The following is an 18727-nucleotide window of genomic DNA, read 5'->3' on the forward strand; positions in this document are numbered from 1 at the left end:
CGACGATCAGGAAGCCGAGACCACGAGATCCTGACGATCCGCTGTAATCGCAATGCTTCTCAGCTCGACCGCATCGTGTTCGCCCTTCAGCACCTTGTAAAGCGTGTCGTTCCCGTCTCGCCAGAAGCGGATGTCAAAGCGCTTCCGCCCGAGCCGCAGATCGATCAACGTCACATCGGGCAACCAGTCCGGAAGAGCGGGGTCGATGTACAGCTTGCCACGCGGAGCATCCTGCTGCAGTCCCAGCATCGCCTGCAACAGCATGAACGGCGCTCCGGCAGCCCAGGCCTGCGGCACATTGGCGCCGATATACTGCACAGGAAAGCTCGTGGGATCGCGCTGTAGTCCCGCATAAAGTTCAGGGAGCTGACTCAAAACGAAATGGCTCGCCGCGTCGCAGACGTCGCGCGCCACCGCCGCCGCTTCGGCAGCGAAACCATAGCGTCGCATGCCGAGCGCGATGAGGGAATTGTCGTGAGGCCAAACCGCCCCGGTCTGGTAATTGTAGGGGTTGAATGAGGAATGGTCGGCTGACAGCGTGCGGATGCCCCAGCCGCTCCACATATCCTTGCTCATCAAGCGTTTCACCACGGCGCCGGCGCGCTCCGGCGCAACAATGCCGGACCATAGGCATTGCCCGACGTTGGACGTCACCGAGAGCACTTTTTTCTTATCGCCGTCCAACGCGTAGGCATAGAAGCCTGACTTGTCGTCCCAGAAGACGTCGTTGAACTTTTTGAACAGCGCGCCGGCCTTGTTGCGCAAAGCGGTTGCGCGCCGCTTGTCGCCCAGGTGGTCGTAGATTTCGGCCATGCGCCGCCAGGCGTCATACACATAGCCCTGCACCTCGCACAGCGCCTTTGGCCCATGCACCAGAGCGCCGTCACGATGCATCACCGCATCCCCTGAATCTTTCCAAGCCATGTTCTCCAACCCGGCCGACGAGCGCGTTTGGTATTCCTGAAACCCGTCGCCGTCGCGGTCGCCATATGTGTCGATCCAGGTCAGGCAGGCTTCGGCAGTGGACAAATGCTGTTCGATGAGGGCGTTGTCGCCGGTGGCGCGCCACGCCGCGTGCAGCGTCACCAGATAGAGCGGCGTCGCGTCGGCCGAGCCGTAGTAGGGGGTGTGAGGGATCAGCTTGAAATGCGCCAGCTCCCCATAGCGCAGCTCGTGCAGGATCTTGCCGGGTTCGGCGTCGCGGTAGTCGTCGCGCTCCGTCGCTTGAAGTCGCCCCAGGACCGCCAACGTGCCGGCGGCAAATTCCGGATAGACGATCATCGTCTGCATCGAGACAACCAGCGTATCGCGGCCGAACAGCGCCACGAACCACGGCAGCCCGGCGGCGGGCACGAAAACCATGTGGTCCGAACCCTCGAGGGGCAATCGCAGGGAAGCCATGTCCTGCACCCCTTGATCATAGCAGCGATCGAACTCCTCATTGCTGCTTCGCATCTTCAGCACTTCGCGCCGCCACGCGGCCATCTTGCTGGCGCCGCCCGACGTCGCACTGGAATCGGTGCATTCCCGCGGCGCGAGGACGCGCTGCGCGCCATCCACCAAATCGTAGATCAGGCAGCGATGCCAGCTCTGCCCAGGCTTCAGCGCGATGTCGAAACTTAGCCTCCCGTTCGCGCTTACCGCTGGCTCGCCGTCGCGAGTCGCGATGTGGACGATCACCCCGCGGCAGAAGTCTTTGTTATGATAGGTCAGGCGCAGCGTCTGCCGTCCCGCGGACCACAATGTGGTGATGCGGCCGCGCCGCACGACGCGATTGCTCTTCACTTCGAAGATGTCGGCAAAGTCGGCGCGCATTGCGATTTCCAGGTTGAAACGCACCGTTTTCAAGCTGTAGTTGGTGACGTCGATGTCCTCGTGCATTCCACCTTCAATATGGCGGCCGACAACTAGACCGATCGTGCGCGGGGCGATCGGGCCGTCTTCAGTGACGATAGCGCGGTTGGTGAGGAATATTCGCGCGGCTTGATAGGCGATGGCGCCGCCGTTCAGGAGATCCCACGGTTCGCCATTGGCGTAGATCGACCAAGCACTCATCACCCGGGTGTCGCGGAAGTACAGCCCGCGGACGCTGGGCGAGTTCACCTGCCCGTCTGGCTCCGTCACAAGCACCGTCTGGCCCTGGTGGATCGCGATCTGCGCTGGGCCGACATGAACCTTGAACGTCATACCTGCAGCTCCTGTCGACGTCGTTGGTGTTGACCGTCTTTTCGACGCCTGCGATCGAAAAGGGTTCGAGGTCGCATAGGCCGCTCGCGTAACCAACGCAGACCCGTGCAAATCGTTGCAGGCGATCGGTTTCGCTCCCCCGCTTTCCGCACAGTGCTCGACGGGGACGCATTCAGCGTTTGTCGAGCTTGCAAGCCCCATCGAATGCTGGTCTCGGCGGCTGTAGCTACCGCACCGACGACGGCGCCCGGTGCACACGCAGACGTCGCGCTCAATGCGACGGCGTCACCGGCCTCGACCTTCCAAGGTCGGCGCGCTGCAGCAGGAAGGCCGTGGGGACGAGCAGCAGGGCGAACCACGACAAGCCGGCGAAGACGTCGATGCAAGAAACAACGCGACCAGGACGAAGCCCACCCGGTCGATGCGCAGTTCGCGGCGCCACATCACAAGACGCTGGCGGATCATGGCGCGAGGTTCGTCGACGAAGGCTGCGACCAGCGCCAGCGAAGCCGCGCCCCTAGGCAAGAGCGGCGCTCGGCGGAGAAGATCGCCCGCGGCGGCGGCCAATGCGACGAGGACAACAAGCGCCGCCGCAAGCTTGTGGCAATCCACGAGCGCTTTTTCCGGGCCGGTTTTGTCGACACGTTCGTCCGGCGTCGCTCGACTTCCGGTTCAGGTTTGCGCTCGCGGACCCCGGAATCGGAATCCGAAAGCACCAGGAGCCGGCCGCAACGGTTTTCGTCGTCAGCCTGGAAAACATGGGAACCCTCCGTGGCCGACTTGTGTTCCTTGCCGGAGGAAAATGAGGGAAGGACGGCGCCATGAAGCTGCGACGGCGTGCGCGAATGGGGCATTTGGCCGTTCTCGAACGACAGGTCCGATGGCCGCGCAAGGAGCGGAACCTCAAACAGGCTCGCGCTGTGGCGAGACAGCGGTTGACTGCCGTCGTTCTCGTCGTCGCGGCCTCTTTCCTCTCGGTCAGCCCCGCTCTTGCGCTCGACAAGGTCACGTTCGGCTTGAACTGGCTGGCCGACGCGGAGGCCGGGGGGTGCTACCAAGCCGTCGTCGACGGGACTTACGCCAAATACGGGCTCGACGTCACAATTCTGCCGGGCCGGCCGGAGGGCAACGGCGGCATGCTCCTGCTTGCGGGCAAAATCGACTTCTTCCAGGCCGGCGACCTGCTTGGCGATTTCCTGGCCGAGCAGCGCAACCTCCCCATTGTCGCGGTCGCCGCCGACTTTCAGAAAGACCCGCAGATCTTTATGTCGCATCCAGGCGTCGGGCTGGACAAGTGGACCGACCTGCCCAAGGCCTCGCCGGCTTACGTCAGCGCCGGCGGACTGTATTCGTTTTACGCATGGATGGTGAAAGCCTGGGGATTCCGCGATGAGGTCGTGAAGCCCTACGACTTCAACTCAGCCCCATTCATTGTGGACACGCATTCGATACAGGAGGGCTATCTGACCTCGGAGCCTTACGCGATCGAGCAGCAGGGCCATTTCAAGCCCAATATCTTCCTGCTTGCTGACCATGGCTACTCCACATACTCATCAATGATCGAGGCGCGTCGCGACACGGTCGCGCGGAATCCGGATCTCGTCCAAAGGTTCGTCGACGCTTCGGCGATTGGCTGGCGCCACTATCTCTATGGCGACAACGCCAAAGCCAACGCGGCGATCAAGCAAGCCAATCCCGGAATGACGGATGGGCAGATCGCCTACTCGATCGCCAATCTCAAACAATACGGTATCGTCGACTCGGGTGATGCGTCGAAGCTCGGAATTGGCGCAATGACGGACGCGCGGGTCAAAGCGTTCTTCGACGAAATGGTGAAAGCCGGAATCGTGAAGCCCGACACCGATTACAGGAAGGTCTACACGCTGCAGTTCGTGAACAAGGGCATCGGCATGGATTTGAGCCGCAAATGAAGGACGCCGGCGGCGTCCCCACAGCGGTTGCGACATCCCCGGAGGAACCGCAGCGGCGCTCGCCGCATTGAGTTCGCCAGCGCGGCCGTTTGAAGCCGAGGCTCGACATGCGTTTTCGACCCGGATTGACGCTTCTCGTTGTGGTCGCGGCGGTGGGCGTGCTTGGAGCGGCCGACTATTCCCGGCGCAGGTCCGAAGCCGCCGCGCCGCGACCCGAGTCTGTTCAGCCGACGGTCCCTGTGACAGCAGCGTCTGTCGCCAGCCAGGACGTGCCCATCGTCTTTCGGGCGCTCGGGACGGTGCAGTCGATCCAGGCCGTCAATGTGCAGAGTCGGGTGAATGGCCAGATCATGCAGGCCTTTTTCAAGCAGGGTCAGGCTGTCAAAGCGGGCGATCCGCTGTTTCTCATCGATCCCCGCCCATACCAGGCTGCGCTCGATCAGGCTCAGGCCCAACTCCAGCATGACCAGGCGCTTCTTGCCGAAGCCCAGACGGACCTCGCGCGCTATCAGCGTCTGGTGACCGAGAATTCAATCGCCCTGCAGCAGGCCGCGGACCAAGCGTTCGTGGTCCAGCAGGACGAGGGCACGGTCAAGCTCGATCAAGCCAATGTCGAAACAGCCAAGCTCAACGTAGAGTATGCCCACATCAATTCCCCAGTGGCGGGCATAGCCGGCGCCATGGCGGTCGATCCGGGAAATTACGTCCAGGCCGGCGCGGGCACGACACTGGTCACCATCACCCAGATCGCGCCGATCTATGTGACCTTTCCCCTTCCGCAGAGCGAACTGGACGAGGTCCGCGCCGCCCAGAGCGAAGCGCCGCTCGATGTGCGCGCCCTGTCGCAGGAAGGACGGACTTTAGGCGAGGGCAAGCTCACATTCATCAACAATCAGGTCGTGGCGACGACCGGCACCGTCGCGCTCTACGCGACGTTCCCAAACGACAACGAGGCGCTCTGGCCGGGAGCGTTCGTCACGATCGACCTTATGCTTGGGGTGCGCAAGAACGCCCTCACCGCGCCGGTCGCGGCCGTCGCATCGGGTCCGAACGGCGACTACGTCTATGCGATCTCGTCGGACGATGTGGTCCGCCGCGTCCCCGTGCAGGTCGTCGCCCGCCAGAATGGGCTCGCCGTCTTTACCAAGGGCGTCTCGCCGGGCGAGCAGGTCGTCGTCAACGGGCAGTACAATCTCGATGACGGCGTGAAGGTCGCAGTCGAAGCGCCCAAGGCGACGGCGAGCGCGGCGCCATGAGCATCTCGGAAATCTTCATTCGCCGGCCGATCGCGACGGCGCTGATGACGGCCGGCCTCTTCGCCTTCGGCGCGGTCTCCTTCACGCTCCTGCCGGTCGCCGCGCTGCCCAATGTCGAGTTTCCGACGATCACGGTGTCGGCGAGTTTCCCGGGTGCGAGCCCGGATGTGATGGCCTCGACCGTAGCGACGCCGCTGGAAGACCAGTTCACGGCTATACCGGGCGTCTCCTCGATGACCTCGACCAGCGGCCTTGGCACGACGTCGATCACGCTGCAGTTCGACCTCAGCACAAGCATCACGCGCGACGCCGGCTACGTAGAGCAGGCGATCCAGGCCGCGAGCGCTCTACTTCCCAAAAATCTCCCGGCCCCTCCGACCTACCGGGAAACCAATCCGGCCGACTCGCCGGTTCTCATCTACGCGGTGCATTCCGACGCTTATCCGATCCAGGAGCTCGATCAATACGCGAACATTCTTCTCGGCCAGTCGCTGTCGCGCGTGAGCGGCGTCGGGCAGGTGTCCATTGCCGGGCAGGCCGAGCCGGCCGTTCAGGTGCGGCTCAACCCGGACGCGCTCGCCGCAAAAGGGCTGGGCCTTGCGCAGGTCAGCGCGGCGCTCACCTCCGAGAGCGCGCTTCGACCGACGGGCAATCTCGAAGGCCGTCACGAGGAGTTTCCGCTCGACGTCAACCAGCAGCTGGAAAACGCCGCCCAGTTCCGCAAGATGATCGTGTCCTACAGCAACGGCGCGCCGGTGGAGCTGGGAGACATCGCGACCGTGGTCGACGGGCCGCAGAATCCGCGCACGGGCGCCTGGTACGGGACCAAGCTGTCCGAGGTTCTGTTGGTCTTCAAGGCGCCCGGAGCCAACACGCTCGACGTCGTCGACAGGATCAAGGCGATGATGCCGCAGCTCGAGAAGTCGATCCCGCGCTCCGTGCGCGTGGACCTTGTCTCGGATCGCTCGCTGTCGATTCGCGCCTCCGTCTCGGACGTCGAGTTCACGCTCGTGCTGGCGATGGCGCTCGTCGTGCTGGTGATCTTCCTGTTCCTGCGCAAGTTCTGGGCGACCGTAATCCCAGGCATTGTCCTGCCGGTCGTGATCGTCGCGACCTTCGGGGCGATGTACCTGCTCGGCTACAGCATCGACAACCTCTCGCTGATGGCGCTGACGATCGCCATCGGGTTCCTTGTCGACGACGCGATCGTGATGATCGAGAACATCGTCCGCCATATCGAGGAGGGGAAACCGCCCCTTGAAGCCGCGCTCGACGGCGCGGGGGAAATCGGCTTCACCATTCTCTCGATCACGCTTTCGCTGGCGGCGGTCTTTATTCCGGTCCTCTTCATGGCGGGCGTGGTCGGACTGCTTTTCCGCGAGTTCGCGATGACGACGATCCTCGCGATCTTCATTTCCGGCTACGTGTCGCTGACGCTGACGCCGATGATGTGCGCGAAGTTCCTGATGCGCGAGACCGGGGCGCCGCAGAACCGCTTCAGCCGCTGGCTCGAGCGAGGCTTTGACGCCATGCGCGACACGTACGACCGGGGGTTGGTCTGGGCCCTTCGGCACGAGTTTTGGATGCTGCTCGTCACCATCGGGCTGATCGGCCTGACCGTATATCTCTATCTCGTGATCCCGAAAGGATTCTTGCCCGAACAGGACACCGGCATCTTCATGGGCGTGGCGCAGGCGCGCCAGGACATTGCCTTCGAGGCGATGGCGAAGATCGAGAACGAATACGCCGCCATCCTCCTCAGGGATCCTGCCGTCTCCGGCGTCGTCGGGTTCGCTGGCGCGACGGGAGGCAACCCCACCGAGAACACGGCGCGCATGTTCGTCCAGCTGAAGCCGTTCTCTGAACGCCCTTCCGTTCAAGCCGTGATGGCGCGGCTCAGGCCGCAGGTCGCCAAGGTGGTTGGCGGAAAGTTCTTCATGCAAGCCGTGCCGGACATCCGAATCGGCGCGCGGCTCGAGCAGGCCGAATACCAGTATACGCTGACCGACACGGATACCGATCAACTCAACCATTACGCCCCGATCCTGCTGGAAAAGATGAAGGGCATGAAAATCCTCAGCGACGTCGCCTCTGACCAGCAGATCAACTCGCCTCACGTCGTTATCGAGGTCGACCGGAACCTCGCCTCGAGCCTCAACGTGCCGATTTCCAGCATCGACGCCGCGCTCGACGACGCCTTCGGGCAGGCGCAGATCGCGACGATCTACAACGCGACCCAGCAGGCTTATGTGATCCTCGAGGTCGAGAAGAAATTTCAATCCGGTCCAGAGGCCCTATCGAGCCTCTACGTCACGAACGCGACCGGCGGCCAAGTCCCTCTCTCGGCGGTCGCGCGGGAGACGCGAAAGGTCGAACCGCTGACCGTCAACCACCAAGGCGTCTTTCCCTCAGTGACCCTGTCGTTCAACCTCGCCAAGGGCGCGTCGCTGAGCCGGGCGGTCGACGCCATCACCAAGGCGAAGGCGAGCCTCGGTGCGCGTCCGACGCTCGTCGGGCAGTTCGAGGGCACGGCCCAGGCGTTTCAGGACTCGCTCGTCACCATGCCGCTCCTGGTCACGGCGGCGATTGTGACGATCTACATCCTCATGGGCATGCTCTACGAAAGCTTCATCCACCCGATCACCATTCTTTCCGCGCTCCCGGCGGCCGGCGTCGGCGCGCTCGTCATCCTGATCCTGACCGGCTACGATCTGACGTTGATCGCCCTGATCGGCGTCCTCCTCCTGATCGGCATCGTCAAGAAGAACGCGATTATGATGATCGACTTCGCGCTTGTGGCCGAGCGGGAGGGAAACATGACTCCGGTCGACGCGGTCCACCACGCGTGCCTGCAGCGGTTTCGCCCGATTATGATGACGACGGTCTGCGCATTGATCGTCGCGCTGCCGCTCGCCCTCGAAAACGGCGCCGGAGCGGAATTGCGCAAGCCAATGGGGATCGCGATGGTGGGCGGTCTGCTGGTTTCCCAGTTGCTGACGCTCTACACGACCCCGGTGGTCTACATTTACCTCGACCGGCTCAACGGCTGGCTGACGCGCGCGCGCCCCCTCGCGTGGTTGGGAATGAAATCCCGCCCCCTGAGCCAGACCCGCTCCTGACCGGATCGCCCGCTCACAGCTCCAGGGGCCGGACTTCGCTGCGTGCCGAGCGATATTCTTTGACGACCCTCTCCGTCAGCTCCTGGATCGACGTCTCGGAAGTCCGCTTGTCGAATGCGATTCTTCCGCCCTCGACCAGATTGATGCGGTCGCAGACGTCGAAGATCTGCGCGTAATTGTGGGCGACGATGATGATGGCGACGTCGCCGCTCTCCTTGAGCCGCTGGATCAGGTCGAGGATCAGCGCGGATTCCTTGACGCCCATGGCGGCGGTCGGTTCGTCGAGCAGCAGCACCTTGGCCTTCTGATAGACCGAGCACGCGATGGCGACGGCCTGACGTTGGCCCCCTGAGAGCCTTGCGACGTCGACATCGACCGACGGAACCCTGACCTTCATGCGTTCGAGCGCCGCGATCGCTCGCTCGCGCATGTCGCGCTCGTTCAGGATTCCCAGTGGGCCGCCAAAGACAGGCTCGCGCTGAAGGAACATGTTGCGGTAGACGTTCAGCTGGTTGACGAGCGCGAGGTCCTGATAGACGGCCTCAATGCCGAGCGAACGGGCGTGGCTGACCGAACGAAATTGAACAGGCTGGCCGTCGAAGTACAGTTGCCCGGCGCTCGGCTGAAAAAGCCGGTGAAGATCTTCATCAGGGTCGACTTGCCCGCCCCGTTGTCTCCGAGCAGTCCCAAAACCTCGCCGCGATGGAGGCGCAGATTGACGTCTCTCAGTGCTGCAATGCGGCCGAACGATTTTTCGATGTGCTCCGCCCGAAGCGCCTCGTGTCGCGTAGGATCCTGGGTCATGCTCCTCCCCGTTCCCGCCATCGCGACAGATGGACGTTGACCGCCATCGTGACCAGGATGGCGGCGCCGAGGATCATGTCGAACGTATAGGCGCTGACCCCCGAGAGGGTGAAGCCGTCCTTGAGGATGCCGAGCACCAGAGCGCCGATGAAGGCGCCGATCAGCGTCCCTGATCCGCCGGTGAGAAGCGTGCCGCCGATTACCGCCGCGGCAATGGCGGCGAAGGTCATCTCGGAGCCTCCCGCGAGCGGGTCGATCGACCCGATGCGGAATGCGTCGATCACGCCGGCGAAGCCGGCCAGCACACTGGCCAGGACGAAATTGCGAATCTTGATGCTGCGCACCCGGATTCCGACCTCCTCCGCGGCGATGAGATTGCCGCCAACCGCGATGGTGTGAAGACCGAACCGGGTGCGGCTCAACACGAACTGCAGCACGATCGCGATCGCCAGAGACCAGGCGAGCCGCGCCCATGCATCGGCGCCAAAGACAGCCGCGAATGTGGCTGCGGCGTTGGGCTCGACCGGGAATCCGCCCGATATGCTCAAGGTCAGGCCGTTGACGAGAAACATTGTGCCGAGCGGTGACGAAGGCCGGCACGCCCAGGAATGTCGTGACCACGCCATTGAACAGGCCGACCAGCGCCCCGGCCGCAAGCGCCAGAAGAACCGCGACGCCAGCCGGCATTCCCGCGGAGATCGCGAAAAACATGATGAAAGGCGACAGGGCATAGACCATGCCGGGCGACAGATCGAGTTCGCCGCAGACGAGCACCATGACTTCGCCTGCGGCGATGATCGACGTGGTCGCCGTGTAGTCGATCAGGTTTTCGACGTTGGAAAGCGAAAGGAACGCGGAGTTGGTCGATTGGAAGTAGGCGGCGAGCAAGGCGCCAGCGATGAAAATGCTCGCCTCGGGCCATCGCAGAATGGACGAGGCCGCCCGGCGCAGAACGCCGGCGCCGCGCCCGCTTGCGTCAGGCGACCGCGCCTCCACGGCGGCGGGATTCCCCCTGTCTTGCATCGCCGTCCGCCGTTGCTAGGTGCTGATCGGACCCGACCTCGGAATGACCGCCTGGGCCGAAGAGGCGCCTTCGTAACGGCTGTGGGTCGTCCGGTAAGGCGCCACATCGCTCTTGGCGACGAACTTGAGACCCGTGTTGACCTCGGCGGGGCCGCTCAAGCCGCCCGACAGCTTGAACATCGCCATTTCCATGACGGTGTAGAAGCCTCGCAAATAGGCCTGCTGGTCGATGGTGAAGTCGAGATGGTCGTTGGCGATGGCGTCAAGAGTCTCAGGAAGCAGGTCGAAGCCGCCAGCGTGCACGCCTTTGGCGTGGAGGCCGTATTTTTCCATCGCCTTGCCGACCGCCATCGTGCTTCCGGCGTCGACCGCGAACATGCCCTTGATATCCTTGTGTCCGACATAATAGGCGTCGACCCGCGAGACCTCCTCGTTGACTGTCGGTCCGGTGGCGACCTCGTCCAGAACGATTTTCTTGCCCGACGCCTTGATCGCGTCCTTGGCGCCGTCGAGACGGGGCTGGATGTTGAGTTGCCCCGGCGTCGCGATGAAGCCGACCGCTTGGCCTTCCCCGACGAGTTCGACGATGCGCCGCCCGAGCGCCTGACCGGAGGCGAACAGGTCTTGCCCGATGTAGGCGAGGCGGTCGTTGCCTTTCGTGTCGGCGTTATAGGAGAAGACGGGAATTCCCGCTTCCAGCGCCCTCTGCCGTCCGCTTCGACGGCGCGCGCGCCGACCTCGACCAGCACCTTCTTCGTGCGATCGAGGTCCCGTTCCAGCTCCAGCACCGGAATGTCGAAGCTGCGCACCGAGGCCATCCGGCCCGTCAGACCGGCCATCGCCGCAGCGTTCTCAAAAGCCGGGCCGCACGCGGCGCTGGACGGCCCAAGGACGGGGACGCTGACCGCTTCGCGGGCGGCTCGGAGTCCGGGGTCGGACATGCAGTCGATGATAACCGCATCGGCGCCATCCCGTTCGGCTTGCAGCGCCTCGGCGATGACGCCAGGCACGGACAGAGCGCCTTCGAATTCGCTCTCGATCGAGCCTGGACCGGTCGAGATGTCGACGTGGCTGACCTTCACCCCCGGGTATTCAAGAGTCTTGAGATCGGCGAGCCGACGCAGGCCCGTCACGATTGGAGTGACCACGCGAATTTCGAGCGTCTCCTTGCTCATCTCATGGTCCCGTGTCAGCGGGCCTGTCCGGCCAGTCGACCATCGGCGGTAGGGAAGCGGTCGCAGGCAGCCCGAGCCGGATTGCGGCCGTCTGGGCGAGATCGCGCCGCTGGACGACGGCGTTGGTGAAATGCGTCGTGCCGATCATCACGACCGCGATCGCCGAAGGGTCGAGCTTGGCTTCCGCCAGCACCGCTCGCAGCGCAGCGACGACTCCGGACATGACGTCGGCGGTGGTGGCCGCCTTGACGCCGGCGAGCACTTTCGCTCCGTCCATAACGACCGCGTCGGTGTTGGTGCCGCCGACATCAACGCCTATTCTGATCATCCTCTGGACTCCTGTGGCATTTGTGCGAAGGGCGCCGCCTGTGCTTCCAACGGGCGCAACAGATGGCAATGAGCGACATGCTCTGGGCCAACCTGCTCCGGCCCGGGGATCTGCGAGCGACAGATCGCCATGACGTGCGGGCAGCGCGTGTGGAAGACGCAGCCGCCCGGCATATTGGCCGGATTGGGAACCTCCCCCTCCGCCACGGGCTCGCGCGGCTTCAGCGCCTCCTCCTCGTCGGAGACGACCGGAACAGCGGCCAACAGGGAGCGGGTGTAGGGGTGGGCGGGTCGCTCGAACAGCGCCCGGGTCGGCCCCGTCTCGATCAGCCTGCCGAGATAGAGAATGCCAACGTGGTTGGCGAAGGCGCGCATGAGCGACAGATCATGGGAGATGAAAATATAGGCGAGGCCGAGCCGCGATCGTAACTCCCAAGCCGGCAGCGAACAGCGCCGTCATCGCGAGCGAAGCGAAGCGATCCAGGGCCGCTGGGCTGCTGTTGCGCCCTCTGATCGTCCCGCCGCCCTTCGTTGCGAGCAGAAGACGGAGCGATTTTTTCCGCAGGAGGCAAGCGGCGGCATGGGTTGCTTCGTCGCTTCGCTCCTCGCAATGACGGGGTAGGCAGTTACCCGCGATCTCAATTCGTCGAGCAACTCGATGATTTTGGCCTGCACGGAGACGTCCAGGGCAGAGGTCGGCTCGTCGAGCACCATCAGCTTCGGCTCCGCGGCAAGCGCGCGCGCGATCGCGACGCGCTGCTTCTGCCCGCCTGAGAGCTCGTACGGGTAGCGTTCGACGAAGCTCGACGGCAGTTGCACTTGGGCGATCAATTCCGCGATCCGCCGCTTCCTTTCGCGGAGGGAATGGCCGCGCGCCGCCAACGGCACGGCGATCGACTGCCCTACCGAACGGCGCGGATTGAGCGAAGAGCCTGGATTCTGGAACACCATCTGCACGACCGAACTCCGCTTGCGCCAGTCGCGCTCGCCAGCGAAATCGCGCCCGTCGATGAGGATCGCGCCGGACGTCGGGGTTTCGAGGCCGAGAATCATGCGCGCTATCGTCGATTTGCCCGAGCCGCTTTCGCCGGCGAGGCCGAAGACTTCACCCCGAGCGAGCCGGAAGCTGACGTCGTTGACGGCGTGCACCACGCCGCGGACGCCGCCGAAAATCCCGCCCCTGATCGGAAACGCCTTCGAGACGCCGACGATTTCAACGAGGGGCTCGCTCACGCGGTCGCCTCTAGAAGAAAGCAGGCCGCAGACTGGCCTGGCGCGACCTCGAAATGAGGCGGCGCGCGAAGGCGGGCCTGAACCGCGAGCGGGCAGCGCGGCGCGAAGCGGCAGCCCGGAGGCGGATCTGAATAGTCCGGCAGCGACCCGTCGATACCGCGCATCGATTCGCCTCCCGACAGCTTGGGCACGCAGGCCATCAGCGCGCGCGTGTAAGGATGTCTCGGCTTCGTGAATACCGCGCGTGTCGGCCCCTGCTCGACGATGCAACCGGCGTACATTACGAACACATGGTCCGCGGACTCGCGCACCACGCCGAGATTATGCGTGATCATGAGAAGCGCGAGGCCGCGCGCATCGACAAGCTCGCGCAAGAGCTTCAGGATCTGCGCCTGCGTCGTGACATCGAGCGCGGTGCCCGGTTCATCGGCGATCAGAAGCCTTGGCTCGGATAACAGCGCCATGGCGATCAGAACGCGCTGACGCATGCCGCCGGAGAGCATGACCGGATAGGCTCTGCGTCCGCCAAGCGCACCTGGCCGAGCACCTCGGCGATGCGCGCCTTGCGCTCCGCTGGCCCCCGCGAGCGCCCAAGCCGCCGATCGGCGTATTTGAGGATCGAGCCCATCTGGTCGCCGATGGTGAAGACCGGGTTCAGCGAGGTCGTCGGGTCCTGGAACACCATCGACATCGCAGTCCCGCGCAACGCCGCGCGATCCCGGTCTCCCATTTTCAGGAGGTCCACGCCGTCGAATCGGATTTCGCCGCCGCGGTATTTTGCCGGCGGCGTGGCCAAGAGGCCCATGACGGCGCGCATCGTGACGCTTTTGCCGCAGCCGCTCTCGCCGACCAGCGCGACGTGTCGGTGAACGGGCACCTCGAGCGAGACGTCGCGAAGGATATGCGCGACGCGCCTCTCGCTTTCGAAGTCGAGACTGAGCGATTGGACCGCGAGCAGCGCCTCTTCGCTCATCGGACGCTCTCGACGTCGAACAGGTCGCGCAGGCCGTCGCCGAGCAGATTGAAGCCCAGCGCCGCAAACAGGATCGCCGCGCCGGGGATGAGCGACTCCCACCAGCGCTCGGGCAAAAAGTCGGCCCCGCTCGCCACCATGGTGCCGAGGTTTTCGCCGCGCGCCTGCAAACCCTATCGGGCGCGCACGAAGGGCAAGACGGAGAACGGCGTCGGCTATGTGAAGAAGAACGCCGTCGCCGGGCGGGCGTTCGCCGACTGGGATGGGTTCGAGGCGCATCTGGCGCGCTGGGAGCGCGAGGTCGCCAACGTGCGGGTCCACGGGACGACGGGGGATGCGCCGATGGCGCGGTTCGCGCGCGAGGAGGCGGCGCGGCTGAAGCCGCTCGGCGGGCGGACGGGCTTCGGACGGATCCGCGAGCTGACGCGAGTCGTGGGGAACGACTGCGCCGTCGAGGTGGACGCCAACAGCTACTCGGTTCCCTGGCGGCTGATCGGCGAGCGGGTGGCGGTGACGGTCGCCGGCGGCTTCGTGCGCATCCGGCACGGGGCAATCGAGGTGGCGGCGCACCCGCAGGCCGAGGGGCGCCGGGCGCGAATCGTCGATCGCGCGCATCCGCGACCTTTCGGCGTCGCGCCACGTCGCCAACGGCGAGAACGTCCTCCTGCTCGGCCCGCCCGGGGGTCGGCAAGACGCATCTGGCGATCGCGCTCGGCCGAGCGGCGATTCTGGCCGGCTACGCGGCGCAGTTCGCGACGGCGACCATTGCGTTTGATGAGATTCGCCACTTTCATCAGGGCTTACGACCATAGGGCGTACTTGTCTTCAAGACATGGCTGATCGTTTCCAGGCGGGCATCGAATTCGGAGCGGTCGTACTTGCTCAGCCCAGCGATCGCCTTCTGGACAAGTCGTGGAATCCTTACGGCCTGCCGGTTGAATCCGTCACCCAACGGTCGGCCTACAGACCCGTTGCGCCAATCAATCGCGCGCCGCGAATTTCGCTGGGCTTCCTCCATATCGTCGAGAACGCGTGCGCCACGGCGAGAGCCGCATGGCGACCGCCAGGCCAGCCGGCTTTGGCGGCACACGCCCGACGCACCGCCTCGGCGTCATTGCTGATCGCCGCCAGATCGGGATGATCGTACAAAAACCGGTCCGCGCGCGCATGGCCGGAAGCGACTTGCGACGCTTCGAGTAGGAGCAGAATGAGATCATCCTCTCTGCCTTCGCCGGCACAGCCTTGAAGCGCGGCCAGGACTCGCGCGAGACGAATCGCGCTCGCCAACCCTGCCCGCAGTCGCAGGGACGCGCGGGTCGAAAGCCAAAGCGTCAGGGAGGTCCGGGCGCGTAAGGACGCGCCGGTCTGGCGTCGAGACGAGAACGCCGATCAGGCCTTCGCGCTCAAGTTGACCGCAGCCGGCCTCACATCGCGCGGAAGAGATTTTCGTCGCGGGAGACGCGGGGCCTTGAAAGCCTTACGCGCCGCGAATTCGGCGTCTCCTCACCTGAGTCCGCCTGCGCCCGGGCCCCAAGCCTCGGAAATGTCGGGAAGATTGCGGGAGACGGAAAAACTCGAGACATCGCAAGTGTGGAATGGTGGAGCCAGACGGAATCGAACCGACGACCTCTTCAATGCCATTGAAGCGCTCTCCCAACTGAGCTATGGCCCCATTTTCCACTGTCTCGCGAGGGCGACTTCGTTTGGGGCGAAGAAGCGATGGTCTCGCGGGCGGCGGTATAACCGTAAAGCTTCGCCCCCTACAAGGCCCATCGCGCAAAAAAAGCGACCCTGTCGCAAAACCGTCGCCTCGGCTGCGCGTCCGTGACGACGTGAAGGCTCAGCCTTCCTCGTCCGGCGCGATGTCGCCGTCGATCAGGTTGGTGACGTCGTCGTCGTCCTCTTCCTCCTCCTCGAGGAAAGAATCGTCCTCGACGTCGGCCGCGTCGTCCTCGACGTCGATATCCTCGGCGACGGTTTCCGCCGCCTTCTCCTCGCCCGCCTCGACCTCGTCGAGCGACACCATGTCGACCCCGGCGGGCGCGGTCATCTCCGTGTCTTCGTCATCCTCCTTCGAGGCCGCCCGGGCGCGCATGGCGACGCCCTGGAAGACCGTGCCGCATTTCGGGCAGACGATCGGATCCTTGTTGAGATCGAAGAATTTGGCGCCGCACGCCTGGCACTGGCGTTTGGCTCCGAGCTCGGGTTTGGCCACGGCGATCGGTTCCCTGTCGTTGCAAGGGCGGATTTCGGAAGCGCCGGGTTAGACAGGACGGCGTACCGTGTCAATCGAGATTCCGCCGCCGTCGACAGGGGTCCGGCAGGGTGATACGAGCGTTTTTCCCCGCGCGAAGCGCGGTCGTGCTCATCGAGCGGCTCGTAGGTGTCTCTTCCCATGTCAATCGGCCTCGACCCGGCTCCCCTGCGCGCTTCCCGCGGCTCAGCGCTGAGCGGGCGGTTTCGCCCGCCCGGCGACAAGTCCATTTCCCATCGCGCGTTCTTGTTCGGGCTCCTGGCCCGCGGGGAAACGACGGTCGAAGGCCTGCTCGAGGGCGACGATGTGCTTCGCACCGGCAGGGCCTGCGAGGCGCTGGGGGCGCAGGTCGAGCGCCTGGCGCCCGGCCGCTGGCGAATCCGCGGGCCGGGCCTCGGCGCCCTCCTGCCGCCGCGCGAGCCGCTCGACTTCGGCAACGCCGGGACGGGCTCGCGCCTGATGATGGGCGTGGTCGGCGGCCACGGCGTCACGGCGACGTTCGACGGCGACGCCAGCCTGCGCAAGCGGCCGATGAACCGGATCCTCGATCCGCTCAAGCTGATGGGCGCCGAAGTTCTGTCCGAGGCCCGGGGCGGCCGCTGTCCGATCACCCTGAAAGGCGCCCGCGACCCGGCGCCGATCCTCTACCGGACGCCAGTCGCCTCGGCTCAGATCAAGTCGGCCGTGCTCCTCGCCGGCCTCAACGCCCGCGGGATCACGACGGTGATCGAGGCCGAGGCGTCGCGCGACCACACCGAGAAGATGCTCGTGCATTTCGGCGCCGAGGTGACCGTCGCGCCGGAGGGGACAGGGCGGCGGATCGACCTCGTCGGCCGTCCCGAACTCCGGCCGCGTCCCGTCGTCGTTCCGGCCGACCCGTCGTCGGCGGCCTTCCCGATCGTCGCCACGCTGATCGTTCCCGGGTCGGACATCGTCGTCGAGGGCGTCATGACCAACCCGTTGCGCTCGGGGCTGCTGACGACGCTCGTCGAGATGGGGGCGGACATCGCGATCCTCGACCGCCGGCTCGAAGGCGGCGAGGAGGTCGCCGACCTCCGGGTGAGGGCGAGCGCGCTGACGGGGGTCGACGTCCCCGCGCTGCGCGCGCCCTCGATGATCGACGAGTACCCGATCCTGGCGGTCGCCGCGGCGTTCGCACGCGGAACGACGCGCATGCGCGGCCTTCACGAACTCCGGGTCAAGGAGAGCGACCGGCTCGCGGCGGTCGCCGCCGGCCTCGCCGCCGCCGGCGTCCGGCATGCCGTCGAGGGCGATGATCTCGTGGTCGAGGGCGACGGCGCCCCCGCGGGCGGCGGGCTCGTCGCGACGCATCTCGACCATCGCATCGCCATGAGCTTTCTCGTCATGGGCCTCGCCAGCCGGCAGCCGATGACGGTCGACGACACCGCGATGATCGCGACCAGCTTTCCCGCCTTCCGCCCGGCGATGGAGCGGCTCGGGGCCACGTTCGGGTAACCCCTGGCGCGCCGATACGAGAGCCGCCCAACGCCGCATGCGACGTCGGGCGGGCCAGGCGGCCGTTGCGCCGACGCGGATCGAGCGGGGGGGGGGCGCCTCGGCTTGAACGGGGCGTCGCCATGGTCATATGTCTCCTTGAGCCGAGGGAAACGTCCCGACCGGCGGGAAGGGAGACGGCCAATGACGACCAGGGATGCGGGTTCGGACAAGCGGACGCGCGTGGTCACGCGCTTGGGCGACGCCGGCCAGACGCAGGTCGGCAAGGGCCGCATGCTCAAATGCGCGCCCCGCGTCGAGGCCTACGGCGCGGTGGACGAGGCGAACTCGGTCATCGGCGTCCTGCGGACCGCGGTGCAGAAGGACGAGCGCCTGGGCGGCTGGCTCCGTTTGGTCCAGATCGATCTGTTCGACATCGGCGCCGATCTCAGCATGCCGGGGGACGCCGGCGCGCTGCTGCGGTTCAGGCCCGAGCCGGTCGCCCGGATCGAGGCGCAGCTCGACGAACTGAACGCCGCGCAGCCGCGGATCGCCAACTTCCTCCTGCCGACGGGGGCGGACATGGCCGGCGCCTACGCGCATCTCGCCCGCGCCGTGACCCGCCGCGCCGAGCGCCGGGTGGTGGCGCTGGCGCAGATCGCCGGCGAGGAGGTCAATCCGGAGATTCCGCGCTACCTGAACCGGCTCAGCGACTTCCTGTTCATCATGGCGCGCCATCTGAACGACGATGGCGCCAAGGACGACGTCTGGGCCCCGCGCGGTCAGCGCTGACCGCCGGTCCATGGTGAAAGCCGGAGCGAAGACGCCTCGCCGCGAGCTTCGCGGCGAGGCGTGTTGGCGTTCGCCCGAAAAGCCTGTTCAGCGCCCTGCGGTTTCCGACATCTGGGGGTTGCCGGCGGCGCGGCTCGGGCTGGCGGTGGCGGCATGGGCGCGGGCGCGGTCGAGCGCCGCCTCCATGTCGGCGTCCGA

General features: G+C 65.4%; 15 protein-coding genes, 1 tRNA gene and 6 pseudogenes. 6 read left to right on the forward strand and 16 right to left on the reverse strand.

Features of this window, described 5'->3' with window-relative positions:
- Positions 1–6: 6 nt before the first annotated feature.
- Positions 7–2187: an amylo-alpha-1,6-glucosidase gene (locus tag DFR50_RS18020; protein ID WP_113890651.1), complete on the reverse strand. Its 2181-nt coding sequence runs from the start codon at positions 2185–2187 to the stop codon at positions 7–9.
- Positions 2188–2648: 461 nt separating this feature from the next.
- Positions 2649–3041 carry a hypothetical protein gene (locus tag DFR50_RS32570; RefSeq protein ID WP_210208960.1) on the reverse strand — a complete coding sequence of 131 codons (393 nt, stop codon included), beginning with the start codon at positions 3039–3041 and terminating at the stop codon, positions 2649–2651.
- Positions 3042–3122: 81 nt separating this feature from the next.
- Between DFR50_RS32570 and DFR50_RS18025 the strand changes: the two genes are divergently transcribed.
- The 3 genes from DFR50_RS18025 to DFR50_RS18035 all read left to right on the forward strand — a co-directional run bounded on the left by DFR50_RS18025 (position 3123) and on the right by DFR50_RS18035 (position 8493).
- A complete protein-coding gene (locus tag DFR50_RS18025; protein WP_245427921.1) occupies positions 3123–4118 on the forward strand; it encodes an ABC transporter substrate-binding protein in 996 nt (331 codons plus the stop codon).
- A 107-nt stretch (positions 4119–4225) separates the two neighbouring features.
- Positions 4226–5374, forward strand: a complete 1149-nt coding sequence (locus DFR50_RS18030) for an efflux RND transporter periplasmic adaptor subunit (RefSeq protein WP_113890653.1) — start codon at positions 4226–4228, stop codon at positions 5372–5374.
- Positions 5371–8493 carry an efflux RND transporter permease subunit gene (locus DFR50_RS18035; RefSeq protein WP_113890654.1) on the forward strand — a complete coding sequence of 1041 codons (3123 nt, stop codon included), beginning with the start codon at positions 5371–5373 and terminating at the stop codon, positions 8491–8493. The genes DFR50_RS18030 and DFR50_RS18035 overlap by 4 nt, the downstream gene beginning before the upstream one ends.
- A 13-nt stretch (positions 8494–8506) precedes the next feature.
- On the opposite strand, the pseudogene DFR50_RS18040 reads toward DFR50_RS18035, so the two are convergent.
- The 11 genes and pseudogenes from DFR50_RS18040 to DFR50_RS18075 form a co-directional block, all read right to left on the reverse strand.
- Positions 8507–9318 (reverse strand): annotated as a pseudogene (locus DFR50_RS18040) (ATP-binding cassette domain-containing protein).
- Complete coding sequence (locus tag DFR50_RS32575; protein ID WP_210208956.1) at positions 9294–9869, reverse strand: ABC transporter permease; 576 nt, start codon at positions 9867–9869, stop codon at positions 9294–9296. Before DFR50_RS32575 ends, DFR50_RS18040 begins: the two are co-directional and overlap by 25 nt.
- Before the next feature lie 19 nt (positions 9870–9888).
- Positions 9889–10320: pseudogene (locus tag DFR50_RS33620) on the reverse strand (hypothetical protein); the annotation flags it as partial.
- A 15-nt stretch (positions 10321–10335) separates the two neighbouring features.
- Entirely contained in the window at positions 10336–11019 is a 684-nt protein-coding gene (locus DFR50_RS18050) for a substrate-binding domain-containing protein (protein ID WP_113890655.1), read from the reverse strand.
- A gap of 179 nt (positions 11020–11198) precedes the next feature.
- Positions 11199–11495, reverse strand: a pseudogene (locus DFR50_RS33030) (aspartate/glutamate racemase family protein); the annotation flags it as partial.
- Positions 11496–11520: 25 nt separating this feature from the next.
- Positions 11521–11823: pseudogene (locus DFR50_RS18055) on the reverse strand (hydantoinase/oxoprolinase N-terminal domain-containing protein); the annotation flags it as partial.
- The gene (locus DFR50_RS18060) at positions 11820–12197 is read right to left on the reverse strand and encodes an oligopeptide/dipeptide ABC transporter ATP-binding protein (protein ID WP_113890656.1); all 378 of its coding nucleotides are present in this window, start codon (positions 12195–12197) and stop codon (positions 11820–11822) included. The gene DFR50_RS18060 and the pseudogene DFR50_RS18055, both read right to left, overlap by 4 nt.
- Positions 12198–12278: 81 nt before the next feature.
- On the reverse strand, positions 12279–12974 hold the full coding sequence (locus DFR50_RS18065; protein WP_245427927.1) for an ABC transporter ATP-binding protein: 696 nt from the start codon (positions 12972–12974) through the stop codon (positions 12279–12281).
- 77 nt (positions 12975–13051) lie between these two features.
- Positions 13052–13558 (reverse strand): oligopeptide/dipeptide ABC transporter ATP-binding protein, encoded by a 507-nt coding sequence (locus tag DFR50_RS33350; RefSeq protein ID WP_281016524.1) that lies wholly within the window; start codon positions 13556–13558, stop codon positions 13052–13054.
- Entirely contained in the window at positions 13525–14028 is a 504-nt protein-coding gene (locus DFR50_RS33040; RefSeq protein WP_281016527.1) for an ATP-binding cassette domain-containing protein, read from the reverse strand. The genes DFR50_RS33350 and DFR50_RS33040 overlap by 34 nt, the downstream gene beginning before the upstream one ends.
- Positions 14025–14177 (reverse strand): annotated as a pseudogene (locus DFR50_RS18075) (D,D-dipeptide ABC transporter permease); the annotation flags it as partial. The pseudogene DFR50_RS18075 and the gene DFR50_RS33040, both read right to left, overlap by 4 nt.
- A gap of 1 nt (position 14178) precedes the next feature.
- Between DFR50_RS18075 and DFR50_RS33045 the strand changes: the two are divergent.
- Positions 14179–14643, forward strand: a pseudogene (locus DFR50_RS33045) (Mu transposase domain-containing protein); the annotation flags it as partial.
- A gap of 345 nt (positions 14644–14988) precedes the next feature.
- Here the strand turns inward: DFR50_RS33045 and DFR50_RS31505 are convergent.
- From DFR50_RS31505 to DFR50_RS18095, 3 genes are all read right to left on the reverse strand, one after another.
- Positions 14989–15315 carry a hypothetical protein gene (locus tag DFR50_RS31505; RefSeq protein ID WP_147262804.1) on the reverse strand — a complete coding sequence of 109 codons (327 nt, stop codon included), beginning with the start codon at positions 15313–15315 and terminating at the stop codon, positions 14989–14991.
- Positions 15316–15624: 309 nt separating this feature from the next.
- Positions 15625–15700 (reverse strand) — tRNA-Ala (locus DFR50_RS18090).
- A 168-nt stretch (positions 15701–15868) separates the two neighbouring features.
- Complete coding sequence (locus tag DFR50_RS18095) at positions 15869–16243, reverse strand: TIGR02300 family protein (protein WP_113890658.1); 375 nt, start codon at positions 16241–16243, stop codon at positions 15869–15871.
- Between the two features lie 180 nt (positions 16244–16423).
- Between DFR50_RS18095 and aroA the strand changes: the two genes are divergently transcribed.
- Entirely contained in the window at positions 16424–17758 is a 1335-nt protein-coding gene (gene aroA / locus DFR50_RS18100; RefSeq protein WP_113890659.1) for a 3-phosphoshikimate 1-carboxyvinyltransferase, read from the forward strand.
- A gap of 183 nt (positions 17759–17941) precedes the next feature.
- Positions 17942–18529 carry a cob(I)yrinic acid a,c-diamide adenosyltransferase gene (locus tag DFR50_RS18105; RefSeq protein ID WP_113890660.1) on the forward strand — a complete coding sequence of 196 codons (588 nt, stop codon included), beginning with the start codon at positions 17942–17944 and terminating at the stop codon, positions 18527–18529.
- Positions 18530–18727: the final 198 nt, after the last annotated feature.

Origin of the sequence: Roseiarcus fermentans, assembly GCF_003315135.1 — a bacterium.
Taxonomy (GTDB): Bacteria; Pseudomonadota; Alphaproteobacteria; order Rhizobiales; family Beijerinckiaceae; genus Roseiarcus; species Roseiarcus fermentans.